Source organism: Acinetobacter sp. ANC 3813, from assembly GCF_002135435.1.
GTDB lineage: Bacteria > Pseudomonadota > Gammaproteobacteria > Pseudomonadales > Moraxellaceae > Acinetobacter.
In genome coordinates this window covers 202,042-222,310 of the sequence record NZ_NEGK01000008.1, presented here as the reverse complement: position 1 = coordinate 222,310, position 20,269 = coordinate 202,042, and the positions used below count along the sequence as shown (strand labels likewise).

Annotated in this window: 18 protein-coding genes and 1 rRNA gene; 17 read left to right on the top strand and 2 right to left on the bottom strand. The window is 42.8% G+C overall.

Annotated features, from left to right (window positions below):
- Positions 1-15 precede the first annotated feature (15 nt).
- From rrf to hisC, 8 genes are all read left to right on the top strand, one after another.
- Positions 16-130: ribosomal RNA gene (rrf, locus tag B9T34_RS13420) — 5S ribosomal RNA — on the top strand.
- Between the two features lie 297 nt (positions 131-427).
- A complete protein-coding gene (locus B9T34_RS13415; protein ID WP_086213628.1) occupies positions 428-1,882 on the top strand; it encodes an RNA polymerase factor sigma-54 in 1,455 nt (484 codons plus the stop codon).
- A gap of 170 nt (positions 1,883-2,052) precedes the next feature.
- Complete coding sequence (gene hpf / locus B9T34_RS13410; RefSeq protein WP_086213627.1) at positions 2,053-2,385, top strand: ribosome hibernation-promoting factor, HPF/YfiA family; 333 nt, start codon at positions 2,053-2,055, stop codon at positions 2,383-2,385.
- A 136-nt stretch (positions 2,386-2,521) separates the two neighbouring features.
- Complete coding sequence (gene ibaG, locus B9T34_RS13405) at positions 2,522-2,773, top strand: BolA family iron metabolism protein IbaG (protein ID WP_086213626.1); 252 nt, start codon at positions 2,522-2,524, stop codon at positions 2,771-2,773.
- 7 nt (positions 2,774-2,780) lie between these two features.
- Entirely contained in the window at positions 2,781-4,037 is a 1,257-nt protein-coding gene (murA, locus tag B9T34_RS13400; protein ID WP_086213625.1) for a UDP-N-acetylglucosamine 1-carboxyvinyltransferase, read from the top strand.
- Positions 4,037-4,738 (top strand): ATP phosphoribosyltransferase, encoded by a 702-nt coding sequence (gene hisG / locus B9T34_RS13395; protein WP_086213624.1) that lies wholly within the window; start codon positions 4,037-4,039, stop codon positions 4,736-4,738. Before murA ends, hisG begins: the two co-directional genes overlap by 1 nt.
- Positions 4,739-4,910: 172 nt before the next feature.
- A complete protein-coding gene (hisD, locus tag B9T34_RS13390) occupies positions 4,911-6,212 on the top strand; it encodes a histidinol dehydrogenase (RefSeq protein WP_171265209.1) in 1,302 nt (433 codons plus the stop codon).
- Between the two features lie 142 nt (positions 6,213-6,354).
- Positions 6,355-7,443 carry a histidinol-phosphate transaminase gene (gene hisC / locus B9T34_RS13385; protein WP_086213622.1) on the top strand — a complete coding sequence of 363 codons (1,089 nt, stop codon included), beginning with the start codon at positions 6,355-6,357 and terminating at the stop codon, positions 7,441-7,443.
- Positions 7,444-7,491: 48 nt separating this feature from the next.
- Here hisC and B9T34_RS13380 read toward each other — a convergent pair whose 3' ends face one another.
- Entirely contained in the window at positions 7,492-8,835 is a 1,344-nt protein-coding gene (locus tag B9T34_RS13380) for an anthranilate synthase component I family protein (RefSeq protein WP_086213621.1), read from the bottom strand.
- A 255-nt stretch (positions 8,836-9,090) separates the two neighbouring features.
- Here B9T34_RS13380 and B9T34_RS13375 point away from each other — a divergent pair, with 255 nt between their 5' ends.
- From B9T34_RS13375 to B9T34_RS13350, 6 genes are all read left to right on the top strand, one after another.
- Positions 9,091-10,119 carry a DUF6160 family protein gene (locus tag B9T34_RS13375; protein ID WP_086213620.1) on the top strand — a complete coding sequence of 343 codons (1,029 nt, stop codon included), beginning with the start codon at positions 9,091-9,093 and terminating at the stop codon, positions 10,117-10,119.
- A 198-nt stretch (positions 10,120-10,317) separates the two neighbouring features.
- A complete protein-coding gene (locus B9T34_RS13370) occupies positions 10,318-11,151 on the top strand; it encodes a C39 family peptidase (protein WP_086213619.1) in 834 nt (277 codons plus the stop codon).
- Positions 11,152-11,212: 61 nt separating this feature from the next.
- Positions 11,213-12,367 (top strand): hypothetical protein, encoded by a 1,155-nt coding sequence (locus B9T34_RS13365; protein WP_086213618.1) that lies wholly within the window; start codon positions 11,213-11,215, stop codon positions 12,365-12,367.
- Between the two features lie 12 nt (positions 12,368-12,379).
- The gene (locus tag B9T34_RS13360) at positions 12,380-14,044 is read left to right on the top strand and encodes an OmpP1/FadL family transporter (RefSeq protein WP_086213617.1); all 1,665 of its coding nucleotides are present in this window, start codon (positions 12,380-12,382) and stop codon (positions 14,042-14,044) included.
- A 13-nt stretch (positions 14,045-14,057) separates the two neighbouring features.
- The gene (gene filE / locus B9T34_RS13355; protein ID WP_086213616.1) at positions 14,058-15,470 is read left to right on the top strand and encodes a putative pilus assembly protein FilE; all 1,413 of its coding nucleotides are present in this window, start codon (positions 14,058-14,060) and stop codon (positions 15,468-15,470) included.
- 20 nt (positions 15,471-15,490) lie between these two features.
- Positions 15,491-17,512, top strand: a complete 2,022-nt coding sequence (locus tag B9T34_RS13350; RefSeq protein ID WP_086213615.1) for a hypothetical protein — start codon at positions 15,491-15,493, stop codon at positions 17,510-17,512.
- Between the two features lie 47 nt (positions 17,513-17,559).
- On the opposite strand, the gene B9T34_RS13345 is transcribed toward B9T34_RS13350, so the two are convergent.
- Entirely contained in the window at positions 17,560-18,108 is a 549-nt protein-coding gene (locus B9T34_RS13345) for an NUDIX hydrolase (protein WP_086213614.1), read from the bottom strand.
- Between the two features lie 126 nt (positions 18,109-18,234).
- Between B9T34_RS13345 and B9T34_RS13340 the strand changes: the two genes are divergently transcribed.
- The 3 genes from B9T34_RS13340 to tsaB all read left to right on the top strand — a co-directional run bounded on the left by B9T34_RS13340 (position 18,235) and on the right by tsaB (position 20,263).
- Positions 18,235-18,834, top strand: a complete 600-nt coding sequence (locus tag B9T34_RS13340) for an NUDIX hydrolase (protein ID WP_086213640.1) — start codon at positions 18,235-18,237, stop codon at positions 18,832-18,834.
- Positions 18,835-18,912: 78 nt separating this feature from the next.
- Positions 18,913-19,446 carry a gamma carbonic anhydrase family protein gene (locus tag B9T34_RS13335; protein WP_086213613.1) on the top strand — a complete coding sequence of 178 codons (534 nt, stop codon included), beginning with the start codon at positions 18,913-18,915 and terminating at the stop codon, positions 19,444-19,446.
- Positions 19,447-19,594: 148 nt separating this feature from the next.
- Positions 19,595-20,263, top strand: a complete 669-nt coding sequence (tsaB, locus tag B9T34_RS13330) for a tRNA (adenosine(37)-N6)-threonylcarbamoyltransferase complex dimerization subunit type 1 TsaB (protein ID WP_086213612.1) — start codon at positions 19,595-19,597, stop codon at positions 20,261-20,263.
- Positions 20,264-20,269 lie beyond the last annotated feature (6 nt).

Here is a 20,269-nt window from a genome sequence, read left to right as displayed (position 1 = left end):
GTCCATAACAGTTGTGCTGGCGACAATAGCAAGAGTGAACCACCTGATCCCTTCCCGAACTCAGAAGTGAAACCTCTTAGCGCTGATGGTAGTGTGGGGTTACCCATGTGAGAGTAAGTCATCGCCAGCTCATTATTCTAAACACCCCCTGATTACTCAGGGGGTGTTTTTTTATGCGAGGGTGAAATATCGGAAGTTAAGCATGAAAAGGAATATTGTAAAATTTCGGGTTTTAAGGTTCAGAATTGAATTTAGTATCTTTTATATACATCATTTACAGAAATAATCCGCATAAAATGGGCTAAATATTAAAGTGTAGACATACATTTACAGATTAATTTGTATTTATTTACATCAAACTGTGCTATAAAAATATAATTCGGCACAATTATTGCTTATAAGATGCGTTATTGCATAGGGGTAAAAGATGAAGTTATCGGTTGGATTAAAAGTTGCGAATTCGCTGTCATTAACACCGCAGCTGCAGCAGGCCATTCGTTTACTTCAGCTTTCTAGTCTAGAGTTGGAACAAGAAATTCAAGTCCAGCTAGACAGTAATCCGCTTTTAGAAAAAATAGAAGAACAATCAAGCATAGAAAGTATCACTACATTAACTGAAATTGAGCAGGACCGTAAAGATTTAACCAATGAATTGAATGCCAATCATTTACCAGACGATCTGCCGGTAGATACTGATTGGGATGATGTATATACGCATCAGCCGACAAGTCTGGGCAGCGCAGAATTTGAAGAGCGTGAAGATAACCGCCAGGCGCATATGAATCTGCGTGAGCATATGCTTGAGCAAGTCAATTTATTGCATTTTTCTATGGTGGATAAACTGATTGCGCATTGCATTATCGATTCATTAGATGAGAAAGGTTTTTTAGATTGCGATCTTTCCGAAATTACGCTTTCTGTGCAGCATCTGCTGAAAAGCATGGATTATGATGAAGACGTTGAAGATGATGAAGTCCTGGCTGTTCTTAAATCTATTCAACGGTTAGAACCGATTGGTATTGGTTCCCGAAACCTAGCTGAGTGTTTAAGTATACAGCTTGAAAGTTTAGATGCTGAAGTGCCTAACCGAAAAGAAGCGTTGTTGCTTTTGCAGCATTATGAGTTATTGATTTCTAATGAGTTACCAAAATTAGTAAAGCAAACAGGGTTGAGCACGGATCAGCTTAAATCTGCAGTGGAATTGTTAAAAACATTGAAAGCTCATCCGGGTGTTGAGTTTGAAGATCGTGAATCAGATTATCAAATTCCAGATGTTGTTGTTTCGAAGAAAAATGAACATTGGCATGTTCAGCTAAATCAAGATGTTATGCCTAAATTACGAGTGAATTCTTTTTATGCGAATATGATTAAGCGTGCTGATCAAAGTGATGATAATCAGTATCTGCGGAATCAAATGCTAGAAGCAAAGAATTTTATTAAAAGTATTGATGAACGTCATAAAACGCTTTTAAAAGTTTCAACGTGTATCGTTGAGCATCAGCGTTCGTTTTTTGAAATTGGTCCAGAGGGTATGAAGCCTTTGGTGCTGCGGGATATTGCTGAAGAAGTGGAACTTCATGAATCGACAGTATCACGGGTAACGACGAATAAATTTATGCTGACACCGCGCGGCTTATATGAGCTGAAGTATTTTTTTTCCAGTCATGTAGGAACGACGACGGGCGGTGAAGCTTCTTCTACTGCAATTCGTGCCAAAATTAAAAAAATGATTGCGGATGAAAATACGCGTAAGCCTTTGTCTGATAACGCGATTGCAATTATGCTGAAAGATGAGGGCATTGATGTTGCTCGGCGTACAGTCGCAAAATATAGAGAATCGTTACATATTCCATCATCTTCTGAGCGAAAAGTCTTGATCTGATTTTTAAAATCTGACTATTCTAGAGATTCATTATGACGAAATAATGAATCTCTTTTTTATTTAAGGAACAGCCAAATGTTTTGATGTTAAATGCAGAGCTCCAGTAATTTGCACTGATCCGAACGTTTGGCTGTTTCCTGCTAATCCTAAAAAAGGTGAGGGATAGTGTTATGCAAATTACGATTCGTGGACATCATTTAACCGTTACACCTGCAATAGAACAAGATATTCGTTTAAAGTTTGCCGAAATGACCAAGCATTTAGATCAGGTCAATAGTATGCAGGTTAAGCTCAGTAAAGATCATCAGGTCGATAAGCGTTCCAGAAAAGGAAGTTTAAATCATATAGCGGAAGCGATTATCCGCTTGCCGGGGACAGAGTTTTTTGCGCAGGCGACTGCGGACGATATGTATACATCGATTAAAAAGTTGTCGGAAAAATTAAAAAAGCAGTTGGATAAGCACCGAAAAATGCAATTGATCCATGTGCCCTTGGAGGCCTAGCCCATAATTTGCACAAAAAGAGGTTTTAAATAACCTCTTTTTTTATTGATATAATGTATGTGACTAATGAATTATTTTTTTTATTTATAGTAAAATGGCAAGTTTTACACCGTTAGTCCTATAAAGAGGTCTTGTGATGAATACTGAACAGCTCACTGATATTTTAAAAGCTGCGTTTCCAGATGCTGACGTTGCAGTGAGTGGGCAAGGCGGAAAGTTTGATCTGCGCATTGTCGATGATCAGTTCGAAGGCAAACGTCCTGTTGCCCGCCAGCAAACCGTTTATGCGCCATTAAACTCGTATATCGCGAGCGGAGAGGTGCATGCTGTGACGATTCGTGCAATGACTAAAGAAGAATGGCGCAAAGCCAGTCTTTTCGGAGCTTAATAATTTAATGGATAAATTTTTAATTCAGGGCGGTGTTAAGCTCGAAGGCGAAGTGCGTATTTCTGGTGCAAAGAATGCAGCGCTTCCATTATTGGCTGCAATGATTTTAGCAGACTCTCCAATTACCCTTACGAATGTGCCAAACCTTAAAGATGTCAATACTTTAGTGAAGCTTATTGGCGGATTAGGTGTGCAAATTTCATATGAAGGCGATACCGTTAAAGCGGATACGTCAACGCTTGATAATCAATTTGCACCGTATGAGCTCGTAAAAACCATGCGTGCATCTATTTTGGTGCTTGGCCCATTGCTTGCGCGCTACGGCAGTGCAAAAGTTTCACTTCCAGGCGGCTGTGCAATTGGTTCACGCCCTGTCGATCAGCATTTAAAAGCTTTAGAAGCCTTAGGCGCCGAGATTGAAGTTGAGGCAGGCTATGTGCATGCCAAAGTTGACGGCCGTTTAAAAGGCGGCGAAGTTATCTTTGATATGGTCACTGTTGGCGGTACTGAAAATATCTTAACTGCTGCTGTATTGGCTGATGGCGTGACCACAATCCGCAATGCCGCTCGTGAACCTGAAATTACTGACCTTGCGCAAATGCTGATAAAAATGGGCGCAAAAATCGAAGGCCTAGATACAGATACATTGGTCGTGACTGGTGTGGAAAGCTTGCATGGCTGTGAATATGCAGTGGTTGCTGACCGTATCGAAACAGGTTCATATCTGGCTGCTGCAGCAATTACAGGCGGCCGTGTGAAAACCACGCATACCGATCCCAATCTTCTCGAATCTGTATTGGATAAATTTGAAGAAATGGGTGCGGAAGTCACTCGCGGCGATGACTGGATTGAGCTGGATATGTTGGGCAAACGTCCAAAAGCTGTGAGCTTCCAAACTTTGCCGCATCCAGAATTTCCAACAGATATGCAGGCGCAGCTGATGGCAGTAAATGCAATCGGCCGCGGATTTGCCACAATTTCTGAAACGATTTTTGAAAACCGTTTTATGCATGTGCCTGAGTTGGCCCGTATGGGAGCAAACATTCAGGTTGAAGGCAATGATGCTGTTGTGACAGGTGTAGAAAAACTTTCTGCAGCCCCTGTGATGGCAACGGATTTACGCGCTTCGTTCTCTTTGGTTTTAGCTGCCTTGGCTGCTGAAGGGGAAACGCTGATTGACCGTATTTATCACATTGACCGCGGTTATGAAGATATTGAAGCGAAGTTACAAGGTTTAGGTGCCCAGATTAAGCGAGTAAGTTAATGAGCGATATGAGAAACGATGATCCAAACTTTGACGTTATGGGCAATTTTGATCATGGTTTAACTTTAGCATTAAGCAAGGGACGTATCTTAAAAGAGACATTGCCGCTGTTGGAAACGGCGGGGATCAATTTACTGGAAGATCCGGATAAATCCCGTAAATTGATTTTTCCGACAACACATAAGCGCGTGCGTATTCTAATTCTGCGCGCATCTGATGTGCCGACCTATGTTGAGAACGGCGCTGCAGATTTAGGTGTTGCGGGGAAAGATGTGCTGATGGAACATGGCGCGCAAAATGTCTATGAACCATTAGATTTAAAAATTGCCAACTGCAAGTTAATGACAGCAGGTAAAGTGGGGATGGAACGTCCGAAAGGCCGTTTAAAAATTGCCACTAAATATGTGAACTTAACGCGTCAATATTATGCAAGCCTTGGCGAGCAGGTTGATGTCATTAAGCTTTACGGTTCAATGGAACTGGCGCCACTAGTTGGGTTGGGTGATTATATTGTCGATGTAGTTGATACGGGCAATACGCTTCGCGCCAATGGTTTAGAGCCTTTGGAAGAAATCTGCAAAGTGTCTTCACGATTGATTGTGAACAAAGCCAGCTTTAAGCGTAAGCAGCAGTTATTGAATCCGATTCTTGCTCAGCTGGAAACCGCTGTAGAAGAACGTGAAAAAGCCAAAACAGCTTAATTGACTGTGCCTTAAAAAATCCGCCATTCATGGCGGTTTTTTTATCAGCCTGATGCAGGCTTTATTGATTTAAACATAGATGCTTATTGATAAAACTTGGCAAATGAGTGTGTATTTGCCGTCCACAAAGTAGCTGAAACAAGGTAAACTAAAGTTTTCCAATTCAAACCTTGTGGGTAAATTGATGCGACGTTTATCGACTCAAGATCAAAGCTTTAAACAAGACTTTGCGGACTTGTTGGCTTTTGAGACAGTTAGTGATCCTGAACTTTTAAAGACCGTTGACCAAATTATTGCTGATGTCCGTCAGCATGGTGATGCTCACGTTCTTAAACTCACTCAACAGTTCGATAGACATCCTGCGCATCAATTTTCAGATCTAGAACTGAGCCAAGAACAGCTAAAAACCGCCTTTGATGGTTTAAAAGCTGAAGTGCGTGAAGCTTTGGAGCTGGCAGCCAGCCGCGTACGTGAATTCCACCAAGCGCAGAAGCAGGATGGCTGGACCTATGTTGATGCTTTAGGCAATACTTTAGGCCAAAAAGTAACGCCTTTAGACCGCGTGGGGATTTATGTGCCGGGCGGTTTGGCATCATATCCATCTTCTGTATTGATGAATGCTGTGCCTGCACATGTTGCGGGTGTACCTGAAATTATTATGGTCGTGCCTGCGCCAAATGGCGAGCTGAATCCTTTAGTCTTGGCTGCTGCGTATTTGGCCGGTGTACACCGCGTCTTTACGATTGGCGGTGCGCAGGCGGTGGCCGCTTTGGCTTACGGTACAGAAACGATTCCATCAGTGGATAAGATTACTGGTCCAGGAAACCGATTTGTCGCTGCGGCGAAGCGTGCGGTGTTTGGTCAAGTCGGCATTGACATGATTGCTGGCCCATCAGAAATTCTTGTTTATGCCGAAGGCGTGAATAATGCAGAATGGCTGGCGATGGATTTGCTGTCGCAAGCAGAGCATGACACTGTGGCGCAAGCAGTCTTCATTACCCCAGATGCAGAATTATTGAGTGCGGTTGAGCAAGCCATTGAAATCCATCTTCAAGCTTTGCCTAAGGCGGAGATTGCGCGTACGTCAATCGCGAACCGCGGCGCATTGGTGCTGGTCAAAGATCGTGCTGAAGGTGTGGAGCTGATTAACCAAGTTGCCCCAGAGCATTTAATGCTATGTTTGGATGACGCTGAAGCCATGGCTCAAGATATCCGTCATGCGGGCGCAATTTTCATGGGACGCTATACACCAGAAGCAATCGGTGATTACTGTGCAGGTCCGAACCATGTTTTGCCAACGTCGGGTACTGCGCGATTCTCCTCGCCATTGGGTGTTTATGATTTCCAAAAACGCTCAAGCTTAATTATGTGTTCTGAGCAGGGTGTCAAAACTTTGGCGAGAACGGCAGATATCTTGGCGCAAGAAGAAAACTTGGATGCGCATGCACGTTCTGCTCGTTACCGTTATCAATAAATAATTTAAAACCTCTCCCTGTCCCTCTGCTAAAAGAAGAGGGAAATTGCACGATGAAATTGAGATAAGCTGAAAGATCATGCAAAAGTGAAATCCCTCTCCCACAGGGAGAGGTTAGGAGAGGGCTAAAAGAGATAGGAAAATGTCGATTACGAAAGAACAAATGCGTTTTTGGAGCCCTGAAGTACGCGAGCTAGAGCCGTATGTACCGGGTGAGCAGCCAAAAATTCAAAACTTACTCAAGCTGAATACCAATGAAAACCCTTATCCGCCATCACCAAAAGTGGTCGAGGCTGTTCAGGCGGTATTGGTGAATTCAGCTGATGCATTACGCTTATATCCAGATCCTGAAGCTTCAGCATTAAAACAGGCGATCGCTAAACAGCAAAATATTGCAGTGGAGAATATCTTTGTCGGGAATGGTTCCGATGAGGTGCTTGCACATATTTTTAAAGCTTTTTTCATTCAAGAGCTGCCTGTTTTATATCCTGATATTACCTACAGTTTTTATCCCGTATATAGCCAATTCTTTGGGCTGAAAACTAAAATTCTGCCGCTGAATGATCGTTTTGAAATTATTGCAGATGATTACAAACAGCCGAATGGCGGTATTATCATTACCAATCCCAACGCGCCAACCAGCATAGATTTGGGATTGTCTGCGATAGAGGAAGTGCTCCGAGCAAATCCAAATTCTGTGGTGGTGATTGATGAGGCCTATGTCGATTTTGGTGCTGAATCTGCTGTCCAGTTGGTGGAAAAATACGACAACTTGGTGGTCTGTCAAACAACATCTAAGTCTCGCTCTTTAGCAGGGCTGCGTGTTGGCTTTGCGATTGCTCAGCCGCATTTAATTGCCGCGCTTGAAGCTGTAAAAAACAGCTTTAACTCTTATCCGATTGACCGTTTTGCTATCGCTGCAGCTGTGGCTTCATTTGAAGATCAGGCTTATTTTGAAGCGCAAAATGCTAAAGTGATTGCGAGCCGTGAAAAATTGGTCGGGCAGTTAGCTGAAATCGGCTTTGACGTGCTGCCATCTAAGGCGAACTTTATTTTTGCTACATTGCCATCAAAAGATGCGGGTGAATTAGCTGCCGCGCTGCGTGAGCAGGGAATTATTGTGCGTTATTTCAATAAGCCGCGCATTAACCAATTCTTGCGGATCACCATTGGTACAGATGAGCAAAATCAGCGTTTAGTAGATACTCTAAAAAACACCATCTTGGTTTAAAACAGCGCTTTAATCAAAAAAGCCTAACTTATGTTAGGCTTTTTTATTTTATGAAGATTCGGGATGATGCCATGTATTCAGCAGGTCCAGCATGGCTGACACTTTATCAAAGCATTCCTGATATTCGGCATCGCAATCAGAAGCAATGGTAATGCCGCCGCCAGCCCATAAAGAAACTTCATTCTGATATTTTTGAATAGAGCGGATCAAAATATTCCAAGAACCTGTTCCGTCATCATTAAAGTAGCCTAATGACCCGCAATACGCGCCGCGCGGAGCACCTTCAAGTTCATCAATAATTTGCATTGCACGAATTTTTGGCGCGCCTGTAATGGATCCTCCAGGCAACGCGGACATCAAGACGTCAAATGGATTAACCTCTTCTTTGAGGGTGGCGGTGACTTCACTGACCATATGATGCACTTGCTTAAAGGATTCAATATTGAACAATTGAGGTGTTTTAACCGTCCCGGTTTCTGCAAAAATACTGAGATCATTACGCAGTAAATCCACAATCATGACATTCTCAGCTTGATCTTTTTCAGACTGCTGCAAAGTCAATTTGGATTGCTCATCCAAAAGAGCATCTTGATATCGCGGCATCGTGCCTTTAATCGGCTTTGTAACGATTTTACGATTGGCTTCAAAGTCAATGAATAATTCTGGTGAACAGCTCAATAACTCAAAATCATCAACACGCAGGTAGCCTGAATAGGGTGCATCCGTGAGCTTCCAAAACTGCTCAGCAGCTGAGAGGAGGGAGCCCGTCGCATTTGCCGTAAATTCTTGCGTCAAATTGATCTGATAACAGTCTCCAGCCTTGATGTATTCTTGCACTTGCTCAAAAGCAGTATTGTATTGCGCTCTGTCCCAGCGGGCTGTGCAAGGGGTATTTAAGCTAAAATTTGAAACATCCCGATTGTTGAAGGCAGATAGAATCAATTCTTCGATTTCTGATATAGATTCAGCTGGACAATGCAAGGTCCAGCCATCCTTGGACCAAGCGAGATAAATACTGAAACGCCCTAAAAACAGGCTGGGCTGGCTTTTCTCGGACAGCTGGATTTGACGGGAAGCGCCATGATCATAACTGATGAACCCGATGTAGCCGCCCTTAAATTTTTTGTCATCGTTTGTTTGCGAACTGTTGTAATGGATTGCTGGAAAATGATCCGCTGGGAATTTTTGATAACAATTAAAATCTTGTTTTACAAAATGGAAAAGTTGAGAGTTTTGTAAGATAAAATATTCGTCTGCACACAACGCAATGACTGGGAATCCATTATTTTTTAAATAAGCCACATGCGTAAGCGATGCTAAAGCCTGCAATATTGAATGGGCTTTAACATTATGATTAAAAATATTTTTTTGAGAAATATTGAAGCTATGCATGATTCACAAAAGCAAGGAGCAGGTGGCTGATGGGCTTAGTGTATACCATTAGATTATAAATATTGATTTAAATACCGTTTATCGGCAATCAATACATTGCGACCAACAGCAGTTGAACAAAAAATGACACAGATATAATTTAGTCAAGCGAGCACTACTCAAGGAAAGATGTAACGGCTGTCACAAAACGAATAATCAGCTGTGTATATCGAGTGGTTGACAATCAAAAAAATAATACTCTTGGGAGAGTAAAAGATGAAAAAATTCACTCAACTTGCTTTAGTTTCTTCTATAGCAATCAGCGCAAATGCAATGGCAATGCAAGCAATGGACGATGCTGCGCTAAGTGCTTCAACAGGTCAAGACGGTATCAATATTGGTATCGGTATTTCAAAAGTAACTATTGATAAATTATTTGTTCACGATAATGACGGTTTGAATGGTACACAAGCCAATGCTGGCGCAATTGTGATTAAAGGCGCTAGCGATGCAAATAAAAGTGCAATTACACTAACCAATGGTCAAGCGTATTCTAATGCTGACTTTGGTGTGTATGTGGGTGCGAACTACTCAAACGCTGGCGCTTACCTCCTTGCATCAAGAAACTTGGCTGATTTGCAAATCGATTCTGATGCGGGTACTTCAGCGAAAGGCGGCGCATTCCTGAATATTGCAGCGCAAGTTTCTGGCTTGGAAATTCACTTGGGTGAAATTGGTGTAACTGCATCAGGTACAGCAGGCAGCGGCACAAATGCTGGCACAATCCGTCGCGGTGGTGATGATACTAACTACAATGCAATTTTAAGCGGTTTATCGATTAAAACAGGCACAATGAGTGCAAATGTGCAGTTGGGTGCTGCTCCGCAAGGTGCAATGATCAAATTAAATACCACAATGATTGGCGGTTTGGAAATTGCAAATCTAGGTATTTTGGATAACTCGACAAAACTTGGTACGGGTGATGGTTCTTCAGCTGCCAATCGTGCTGCTGGCGTAATTCATCTTGACAGCATTAAAGTTGCCAATACTGGTAAAACTGATCTAGACATTAAAGCGAGTGTAAATGTTATTGGTGCAACTGGTACAACTGCAGCTGATAAAGGTTATATCCGTATTATCAATGAAGATACAGGCGGTATTGATAACTACGTAAAAGGTATTCATTTGGGCTCTAAGACTGCGGGTTCAATCGGTGATGTGGAAATTCAAGGCTTGCGTACATATTACAGCCCAGCAGCTGGTCAATATACAGCGGGTTCTGTGTTGACAATCTCTGGCCGTTAATTTCAAAAATAGAAAAGCGCGTGATGATCACGCGCTTTTTTTATATAAAAAAGATGAAACAAGTCAAAAAAAATCAAAAAATACTGTTTTATTTTTGAAAAAAAAGGTATCTTGCATATTACATGGAAGTAGAGCATAAGCTCTAAAAAATAAAGATAATAAAGGCACATCATTGCCGATAACTAAAAGTTAGAAGATATGTTAGAGATAGCACTAGGCTCGGCATTGATGTATTACTTTGCCAAAGAGTCTTTCGACATCAAGGAAAAGCCAGCAGGTACAGTGTATTACACTGAAACGCTTGATTCCCGTAATGATTCCTTCACACGCCTGCATCGTGAAACTGTCAAAATAAAGCCAGCCATTGAAGATCAATTCCGCGGTATTGTCCGTCAAGCCTATGATTACAGCTGCGGCTCTGCAGCCTTAACAACGCTGTTAAATGGCTATGTTGGTACTCAATTGACCGAACAGCAGATCATGAATGGGTTGCTGAAGTATGGTGAAACGGAAAAAATTGTTGAACGCCGTAGCTTTTCTTTACTTGATATGAAACGTTTTGTTGGGGCATTGGGTTTGGAAAGCGGCGGTTACCGCGGTGAATTTTCAGATCTGGTCTCTCAAGGCCAGCCAGCAATTGTCCCTATTTCCTATGCAGGATTTAAGCATTTTGTTGTATATAAAGGCTATAAAAATGGCCGAGTTTATGTCGCTGACCCTGCATTAGGCAATATCAGTTTCGATGAAACGCGTTTTAAAGAAATTTGGGAAAATAATACGCTGTATCTGATTAATGTTGCGCCTGAGCAGCGGAAAAATTTATTGGCGATGCAAGAAAGCGATATGCGGCATGTCGATGATGCCACTGTAAACCGTTATGCATTTGTAGATATTCAATATCCTCAGTTTTATATGAATAAGATTGCAGATAAAGCATCGACAATCCGTTTGGATACGAATACGAATAAAGATTCGGACAATTATGGAAAGCAAGAATATAACTATTTACGACTCTACTATAAGAGTAAATAACTTTTAAAAAGTAAATTGAACGTAAAACGTAATTAAAAAAATAAATGCGGTGGGATGGAACATGAATAGTAAATGGATGAACAGAACCTTATTGGCAATGAGTATTCAGCTGGCGATGGGCGCTGCATATGCAGCAGAAGAATCAGCAGTCGGCGAATACGAACAAGCTGAACAGCAAGAAGAAACTGCAGCTGCAGATACATCTCTTGGGGGATATGATGCAGTAGAGGAAGTGAATGCAGATGCTCCTGCTGAACAGGCAGCTCCAGTCAACAACACTCCAGCGGAAGCTTCTAGTGCACTACAGCAGCAGGCTGGGGATGCGAGTCAAGAAACTAATCTGCAAGAAGTTTTTACATCAAATGAACGTCAGTATTCATTAATTAAGAAAAGTGAAATATCTTCTTTTTACGATATTGATTATACCTATTATCGCGATACTCAGCTGGATATGGAGATGGCAAATGGCTCTCTCTATCAGTTACGCGTTCAAGAAAATGCAACACATTCAATTACCAATACATTTACTTTTCAATATGGTGTATTGGACAATTTAACATTCACGGCATCTTTGCCCTTAGTTGCAAAATCGGACTTATTAAAAGATACGTCAACAGCTGGATTAGGCGACATTTCCTTAGGCGCGCGCTGGGAACCATTCCCGCTCAAAGCAGGCCGTCTGCCGTTGATCTTATTTGGCAACCTATCAACAAAAACAGGCGATAGTCCATACGAAGTAAATGCAACGTCAGATTTGGCCACAGGTAAAGGTTATTACTCTGTTGGCGTAGGCGCCAGCACACGTAAATATATCGATCCTGTTGTGCTTTTTGCATCAGTATCTGCAAACTATGGTTTGAAAGAAACAGGACTGAATCAGCGCCGCGGCTCTCGAACAATTAATGAATTTGATCCAGGCATCAGTGGCGGTTTCGCTTTTGGCTTTGCATATTCATTTAACTATGATGTGTCAATGACGATGTCCTATCAGCAAAGTTTTAATACAGGTGCTGAATTTAGCTATAACACGGGTGAATCATACTCTCCAGCAGATCAAACCAGTTCGACCTTGGCAATTTCATTAGGTGTGCGTGTATCTCCAGATACGATTGTGAATGGAACTGTCGGTCTCGGTTTAACAGAAGATGCGCCAGATGTGTCCTTGGGATTATCTTTCCCGCTGGATATCTTAGGTTTTGGTAAAAAACTTCGCTAAGAGGGCTGTTGCATGAATAATATTCGGCTCAGCCCACTCGTTACAGCGATTTTATTAACGGGCTGTTCCAGCGCTGCATTTGCACAGCTGGGAACCAATTTATCTGTAGATGTGCGTTCTTTATCCATGGGTAATGCTGTAACAGCAGATCCTCCAGGTATCAGCGCTGTTCATTTTAACCCTGCAGCGTTAACAAAAATTGAAGGCTTACAGACCGATGTACAAGGGATTTTGGCGAACTTTGATGTTAAGCGCCAATTTTCAGTGCCGGCAGGCTATAACGTATTTGGTTATTCTGATGATCCATTGGTATGTAATGATGGTCCAGAAGTCTCTTCTGATTTATGTACAGATTTTAAAGGTTCAGTCAGCGGTGATGTAGAGTACGCCAGCCTTTATGTGCCAGTTTTGAAAAAGATGGTCGATTTGGGTGAAGGCACGCCTTTGGCTGCGCCGACAGCAGCGATTGCCTATAATCCGCCTGGCTCAAAAATGACTTTTGCTACAGCCATCTATGCGCCGCTCATTGCAGGCTTTGGTGCTGAAAATGGCAATGCTGGCAACTACATGGGGCAGCAGGTTGCGCTTGAGCGTATTACCTATTTATCGCCAACCATGGCTTTTCAGGTAAATGATGAGCTTTCCATTGGTGGCGGTATCGGCATGTCATACCAAGCTATTGGTATGAAAACGGACTTACGCTTTCCAAATGAATTAATCGGCATGCTGCGCATGATCGATGAAGTGGTATGTACACCGTTTAAAGATAACTCAGACATTATTACCGATATCCTGCTACTCGGGATGTGTAATGCGCAGGAAGGGATGAATCCTTTTGGCCGTTTTGGCCAGCTTGAATTAGCAATGGAGCAATCGCTCAGCCCAAGCTATAACCTTGGTGTGCTGTGGGAACCTCGTGAAGATTTCAGTTTTGGTATGGTTTATCAAAGTGCATCTAAAATGCGCTTGAAGGGTAAATATCATATTGATAATGCTAAAGCGCCACAGGAATTAATTAAGGGCATGATGTCCTCACCAACAGGGCAAATTTTAGCTGCAATTTTAGGTTTCCCAAGCTCTGTACCTGCCAGTGAGTCTGGTTTGGTTTCGATGGATTTTGAGTATCCGCAGCATTTTCAAGCCGGCATTAAATACAATGTGATGCCAGACCTGCAAGTCAATTTTGATGTTGGCTGGACCGATTATCGGGCATGGGACAAGTTCAAGTTTGAGTTTGACCGCCAGATTTCAGCTTTAAAAATTGCCAAACTGCTGTCTTCTGATATTAGTGATACCTCTTTGGCTTTGCCTTTAGGTTTCACTTCGCCATGGAATTATGGAATTGGGATTGAATACACCGCGACAGACCGTTTGAAACTGCGTGCAGGTTATGAGCCGCGTACCAGCGCAATTCCTGATGGTAAGCGAAATACCATGATTCCGATTAATGGCGCGCAATTATTTGGTTTGGGAGTGGGATATCGCTTTGATGCGGATACGGATCTAGATTTGTCTATTGGCTTTTTACGCAGTAAAGATAGTATCCCTGCAAACTCCAGTAGCTTGGCGAACCAGACTGGGGTCAATAATATATTGCTGAACCCTTATGCCGGTTTAAACGTAAAGACGGATACAAAAGTGACAATTCTAGGATTGAACTATAGAACACGATGGTAGGAAAGGCTGAAGAATGAAAAGGAATTTGTTCATAAAGTCGGTGCTTGCATTGAGCTTAATGCAGGCATCAATCGCTTACTCTGGCGCATTTCATACCATTATCGGTCCTGATGGGCGGCCGATGGTGGTGCAATTGCCAGATGCTCCTGTGAAAAAAAAGGTGGTTGTACAAAAAACTGAGGCTGTGGAGCACGGTTCGCAAAATTTAAAGAACGTAGAAAAAGCGTTGATCACTCAGTCGAACGCAGTTTCTCTAGATACAGAAGTGCCGGATGAAGTCGTGGTTTCTACTCCACATTTTGAGCCTACGCCTCATATCTCAGCAGCTCAAGAGCAAAATTTACAGCAGGTAGCGCAAAAATTAAAAGCAGAAAAGGCGAATGTTTCTGTCGAGGCGAAACCGAATAATCCATCTAAAGCGGCTGAGGTGAGTAAACAGCAAAGTAAAGTATCAAACGAAGCCACATTAAAAACCGTTGCAGAGCAAGATCTTCAGCAACCTTTGCCTACGTTGCAAATTGAAAAAAATATAGCTAAAACTGAGTCTCAGGCAGCGCCAGTCAAGGCCGACTCTAAACCAGAAACTATTGAAATTTCACATGCAGTTATTCAATCCATTCAAAAAAATGAACAGCCTAAGAACTCGCCATTTAAAGTATTGCCGCAAGATTTAGTGAGAAAACCTGAATCTGCCGTTCAGTCAGTTTCATCCAAAGAGATGAGCACTGGCTTTTCAGCAATGGATGGTGAGCAGTATGTAAATAGTGAGTATCTTGAAGATAAAGAATTTAACTTAGATGGTAAAAAGCGCTTTTATGCTATGCCGGAAGGTGTGATAGACAACAAAATTGGCGCGACCCGCATGCAGATGGTGGAGCGTGAAAAAGGAGTCAGTAAGTCCGTAATTGAATCCATGTTTAAGCGTAATCAGCCCGTGGATACAGGGCCGATAACCCTTGCAACGACATATTATCGGGTGTCTAAAGCTGAAGCGGTCTCAGGTTTAGGGCAGCAATGTTTTCAAGAAAAACAAACGAAAAATGCTAAAAATTTAAAAGCGCATGCGGATGCTAATGTATGGCCGCGTGCGCCGCTTAAAGCTCAGTTTGATTTTGAAATTGTTAAAATTGATGCGTCTATTCAAAATATTCAGATTAAATCCTACGCATCAAAACAGAATAACCCAACATTTTATTGGCCTTTTGTGGTGTTTCTTGATGCAAAAGGCTGCGTACTGGAAGGCGCTGGCGGATACAAAAATAAAGACGGGCAGGAAAATAATCTCCGTCATGAAAGTATCGAAGGCGTGATCCAGATCCCTGAAAAAACACAATACATTTTAATGACACCATTAGCTTCAGCCATTGATGTTGAGCAGCGTGCATTAACCAATTATGGACAATTGAAATTAATAGCAATCCGTTAAGGACAGATTAGAGAATTAGAATGAAAAGTAAAAAAATATTACCTTTTGCATTGACTGCTGTATTTGCTGCCTTGAGTGGATGCGGCGGTGAAAGCGCCAATGTGATCCCAGAAAAGTATGACACCAGTACAGAAAATGGCGCATGCTCAAGTAATTCAGAAGGCTGTATGGAGTTTGTATTAGACTATCCATTTGACGGTCTAAACTTTACCTGTTCAAGTGATACGACTAATAAATTCATCACTTTATTTGATTCAAATGAAAGTGTGTCTACTGGCGCATGTAAAATTGGCGACACGGTCAGCTTCTATTTAATGGGCGATGCTGAGAAAAAGATAGATCTAGGAAAAGTGAATCTGAGCACGATTTCAAATGTCGCCAGCAGCACGTCACCGCCGCGTTTAACGCTGCTGGATATTGCTAAGGGCATAAACGGACAAGTTGCAGCTGAACTCAACCCAAATGATGCAACCGTTAAAGTCGCCATGCGTCTAGCAAAAATTATTCAGGCCATCGGGTTGAAAGATGGAAACCTGAATTCTGCTGCTGATATTCAGCCTGTTTATATGAATGCAATCAATAGAACTGGTCTGGAAAGCATTAATAAATCTATTACGACCACGGATATTACATCTCTGAGTGACGCAGATTTTAATGCGCTATTCAGTCCTTGGCTGGATTTAACAACGGTCAGTGATAATGATGCATTTACAGCTGTTTCTAAGTTGGCCAATATGTCTGTTGCGGCGGTATTCCAGCCTGAATTTGCATTGTTTTCCACCTCGCAAACCGTTGTTGCCGGTTTAAGCGGTTCAAACGGCTTGGTTGGCTGCGATAAAGCGGTATGTGATCCAGCAGATAAGACGAAGTCAAACTCTTTCGGCCATTTTATGCTGATTACAGACCGTCAGGGGATGACCTTCGGCAGCGGCCTGCAGTGGCGCGGTCAAATTACAGACGAATTAGAGACTATCGGCGGCGTCAATTTACATATGATGCGGAATATTAAGCCGAAACAGATGACAGCAACGCAGCAGGATAACTGGATTGATCCAATCACGCATGAAATTGACCGTAAACGTCAATTCGGTTTTAGATTTGATGTGGCGGAAGCCAATGCAGAACCGCTGAAAATTACTCAAGGCACTTTGCTGGCAGATAAGATGGTTGCGGGTACAGATGGAACCATTTACCGTGCGCTTGCAGGATTATCTTCTTCGGCTACGATTACCGACCAAGATCGTGCAAGAATGGGCTTATGGTCGCAGCGCGTAAATGGCATTGATTATAAAGGGACGATTGACCTTTATAAGCAGTATCCAATCAGTTATCTAGATAAGTCGGTCTTTAAAACAGCAGTCAATGCAGCAGCAGGTCAAAATTACTTTTTTCCGCTTTATGCAGACATGACCTTTAAGTTTAGCAATACCGATATTAAAACGGTGAAACTAGGTGTAGTCATCGACAGCAATGGCGACATCCGTACCAATATCCGTCCGAATGTGCCTGCAGATGTCTTTAATACTTCAAGCTCAATTATTGATTTATCAACGGATGATGCGACAGGCTGTCAATCAGATACATTGGCCTATCCAGAGTTGATGCAGGACAGTAATCATACTCAGCAGTACCGGATAGGTACAGTATCCCGCGCTTTTACCAGCGGCTATACAGCTAGTCCAAACGCGCTGTCGCTTCGTATGATTTTAGCGGATGCTGCTTTTGGTAACTTAAATGGCGCTTTAATTGGCATGAATACTACGATCAGAACATCGAAGGATTCGAGTGAAAGTGTGGTTGTTGGCGGCGCTTTATTAAAAGTGAGCAGTCTGATGAATGCTGATGCCGGTACTAAGCCGCCATCAATTGCATTTTCAGATTCGAATGGCAATCCTGTAAAATGGGGCAACACTTTTGCAAGCTTTAACTCTATTTACAATCAGAGCAATACCAAGGATACAGAGTCTAAGGAATTAGCAAAATTGGCAGGCGGTTCGATCAGTTTTGAGCTGGCGCCGTGCTATAAAGTGCTGAAGAAATAATAAAAAAGCCCATCAGATGATGGGCTTTTTTTGCATTTGGAATACATTTAGCCAGTATGGTCTAAACGTGTTCCAAGCGTTTCTAAATGCGTGGTAAATATGCCGCTTTTACGGTCTTCAAAATAATGTCTGAGAGTACGTTCTACACTCGGGAATGCTAAATCATTCCAAGGAATCTCATCTTCGCTGAAGAGGCGCGACTCAATAGTTTCTTCACCTGAGCCAAATTCGCCTTCGATCAGGTCAGCTTTGAACAGCACATAAATTTGCCCAATCCGCGGAATATTGTACATGCAGTACAGCTGCTGAATCTGGACTTCAGCTTCGGCTTCTTCACGTGTTTCACGTGCAGCGCCTTGCTCCATGGTTTCAAATAATTCCATATAGCCGGCGGGTAAAGTCCATAGGCCGTAACGCGGCTCGATTGCACGCCGGCACAGCAGCACTTTATCTTGCCACAGCGCTAAAGCGCCGCAGATGACCTTGGGATTTACATAATGAATATTGCCGCACTGAGTGCAAACACGGCGGACTTGATGGTCACCCAGAGGAATTTTTTCAGCTGTTGCGCCGCCGCAGTTTGTGCAAAAGTTCATATTCAAGGTCAATGATTCAACTTGATGTCAGCATAACTTAAAAAATGAACTTTGACATCATTTCTCAGGCAAGGGCTGTAAATTTGAGCTATGATGAAATCAATGATAGAACAAAGAGAAACATGGATGTCGGATCGGCGATTAACACAAAAACTGCAGCAAAGCTTACGGTTTTCACCGCGGGTGCAATATGCGCAAGCGGCTGTGTTAATTGCGATTACAGATGAAGACGATCCGAAAGTGCTGCTGACGCGCAGATCTGTTTATTTGTCTAATCATGCAGGCGAGGTGTCGTTTCCTGGTGGAAAGCGTGATCCCAATGATACCAGCAATATAGTCGTGGCACTGCGCGAAGCTTATGAAGAAACGGCTTTGAATCCCTTTGATGTCAAGCTTCTGGGGGATTTGCCCATGCAAAAGGCCAGAAACGGCATGCTGGTTAAACCCGTGGTTGGATTGATTCCGCCAAAAGTGGAATTAATTGCGCAGCCGACAGAAATTGACCGGATTTTTTTTGCGTCGATGGAACATTTGATGCATGCGCCGCCGACGCCCTACGAGGTGCGTTATGCTCATCAGTCACTGTATTTTCCAAGTATGCGTGTTGAAAACGAAATTGTCTGGGGATTGACTGCGCGCATGTTGATTTCGCTGTTTCAATACGGTTTGGGCTACCATAAAGAATGGCCTTTTTTAGTCAATTCGCCTGCCTTTAAAAAGCCTTAATTGCCGCTTAATCAGGTTTGTTTTTTTCAGTTTTGTCTTAATTATTTTTTAAATTATTCGAGCATTCAAGGAGGAATGATGCTGTATAAATTTGAAGGTCATGTACCTAAGGCCATGCATCAGCCATGGGATGGCTGGGTGGCGGACAATGCCACAGTGATTGGTCAAGTTGAGCTTGGGCAAAAAGTCAGTGTTTGGTTTGGTGCGGTGATCCGAGGCGATAACAGTAAAATCAAGCTGGGTGACTATAGCAATGTTCAGGAAAATGCAGTGCTGCATACAGATGCGGGTATTGAAATGCATATTGGCAATTATGTCACGATTGGCCATCAAGCCATGCTGCATGGCTGTACTATTGGGGATAACACCCTGATTGGGATTAATGCAGTGGTTTTAAACCATGCTGTGATTGGCAAAAACTGCATTATTGGCGCCAATGCGCTGATCCCTGAAGGTAAAGTGATTCCAGACAACTCTGTGGTGATGGGGTCACCGGGTAAAGTGGTGAAAACATTAGATGAAGCTGCTGAAGCTAAACTGAAAATGAGCGCTTTGCATTATGCTGCGCATTTTCCTAAATTTAAGCATTTAGAACCTGTGCAATTAGATTGATATCAAACTAAAGATGAATTTTCAGCCCAGATATTTCTGGGCTTTTTGATGCGGATTTTTTGTATCTCTAGCGGGAACATCTCGCGAAGCTGCTGCGAGTGGAGTATCATTAAGCCCGTTTTTAAGTTTGTTTTAATTAAGGTTGTGCATGAACGTCCTGGCGCTGGAAACTGCCAATGAGCAGTGTTCCGTCTGTATTGCAGATGAAAATCAAGAGCTTTATTTCCAATTCGATGGTCGGGCGAAAGCACAAACACAAACCGTGCTGCCATTAATTGAGCAGGGCTTAGCGCAGACAGGCATTGAACTGGCCAAACTGAGTGCAATTGCATTCAGCCGCGGACCCGGTTCATTCAGCGGTGTGCGGATTAATGCAGCCGTGACGCAAGCGCTGGCATGGGCGAATGATTTGCCTGTCGTTCCTGTTTCGACACTGCAGGCGCTGGCTCAGGCGGCTCACCGCGTTGCAGGTTTGACACAAGTGACTGCCGTACTGGATGCGCGCATGCAGGAAGTGTATATCGCCAGTTATCAGCTGGATACTCAAGGCATTATGCAGCCTGTCGATGAAGAACAATTATTAAGCTATAGCGAGGCGGAACAAGCAGTTAAATTTACTGTGATTGGTTCCGGTTCAGCTTTGGTTAAGCCAGAACAAATACAATACAAAGACATTAGCGCTAATGCTCAGGATATCGCGACAATAGCGCGTGCTGATATCCAGCAGAAAAAATGGGTCAGCGCAGAATATGCGCTGCCTGTTTATTTGCGTGATAATGCTTGGAAGAAAATCTCAGAACAAGGCAAACCTCATTAGGAATTT

What these genes read in the sequence shown, in the direction of transcription:
- B9T34_RS13415 (WP_086213628.1), top strand. Translation starts at nt 428, where the DNA reads ATGAAGTTATCGGTTGGATTAAAAGTTGCGAATTCGCTGTCATTAACA.
- hpf (WP_086213627.1), top strand. Translation starts at nt 2,053, where the DNA reads ATGCAAATTACGATTCGTGGACATCATTTAACCGTTACACCTGCAATA.
- ibaG (WP_086213626.1), top strand. Translation starts at nt 2,522, where the DNA reads ATGAATACTGAACAGCTCACTGATATTTTAAAAGCTGCGTTTCCAGAT.
- murA (WP_086213625.1), top strand. Translation starts at nt 2,781, where the DNA reads ATGGATAAATTTTTAATTCAGGGCGGTGTTAAGCTCGAAGGCGAAGTG.
- hisG (WP_086213624.1), top strand. Translation starts at nt 4,037, where the DNA reads ATGAGCGATATGAGAAACGATGATCCAAACTTTGACGTTATGGGCAAT.
- hisC (WP_086213622.1), top strand. Translation starts at nt 6,355, where the DNA reads ATGTCGATTACGAAAGAACAAATGCGTTTTTGGAGCCCTGAAGTACGC.
- B9T34_RS13380 (WP_086213621.1), bottom strand. Translation starts at nt 8,835, where the DNA reads ATGCATAGCTTCAATATTTCTCAAAAAAATATTTTTAATCATAATGTT.
- B9T34_RS13375 (WP_086213620.1), top strand. Translation starts at nt 9,091, where the DNA reads ATGAAAAAATTCACTCAACTTGCTTTAGTTTCTTCTATAGCAATCAGC.
- B9T34_RS13370 (WP_086213619.1), top strand. Translation starts at nt 10,318, where the DNA reads ATGTTAGAGATAGCACTAGGCTCGGCATTGATGTATTACTTTGCCAAA.
- B9T34_RS13365 (WP_086213618.1), top strand. Translation starts at nt 11,213, where the DNA reads ATGAATAGTAAATGGATGAACAGAACCTTATTGGCAATGAGTATTCAG.
- B9T34_RS13360 (WP_086213617.1), top strand. Translation starts at nt 12,380, where the DNA reads ATGAATAATATTCGGCTCAGCCCACTCGTTACAGCGATTTTATTAACG.
- filE (WP_086213616.1), top strand. Translation starts at nt 14,058, where the DNA reads ATGAAAAGGAATTTGTTCATAAAGTCGGTGCTTGCATTGAGCTTAATG.
- B9T34_RS13350 (WP_086213615.1), top strand. Translation starts at nt 15,491, where the DNA reads ATGAAAAGTAAAAAAATATTACCTTTTGCATTGACTGCTGTATTTGCT.
- B9T34_RS13345 (WP_086213614.1), bottom strand. Translation starts at nt 18,108, where the DNA reads ATGAACTTTTGCACAAACTGCGGCGGCGCAACAGCTGAAAAAATTCCT.
- B9T34_RS13340 (WP_086213640.1), top strand. Translation starts at nt 18,235, where the DNA reads ATGTCGGATCGGCGATTAACACAAAAACTGCAGCAAAGCTTACGGTTT.
- B9T34_RS13335 (WP_086213613.1), top strand. Translation starts at nt 18,913, where the DNA reads ATGCTGTATAAATTTGAAGGTCATGTACCTAAGGCCATGCATCAGCCA.
- tsaB (WP_086213612.1), top strand. Translation starts at nt 19,595, where the DNA reads ATGAACGTCCTGGCGCTGGAAACTGCCAATGAGCAGTGTTCCGTCTGT.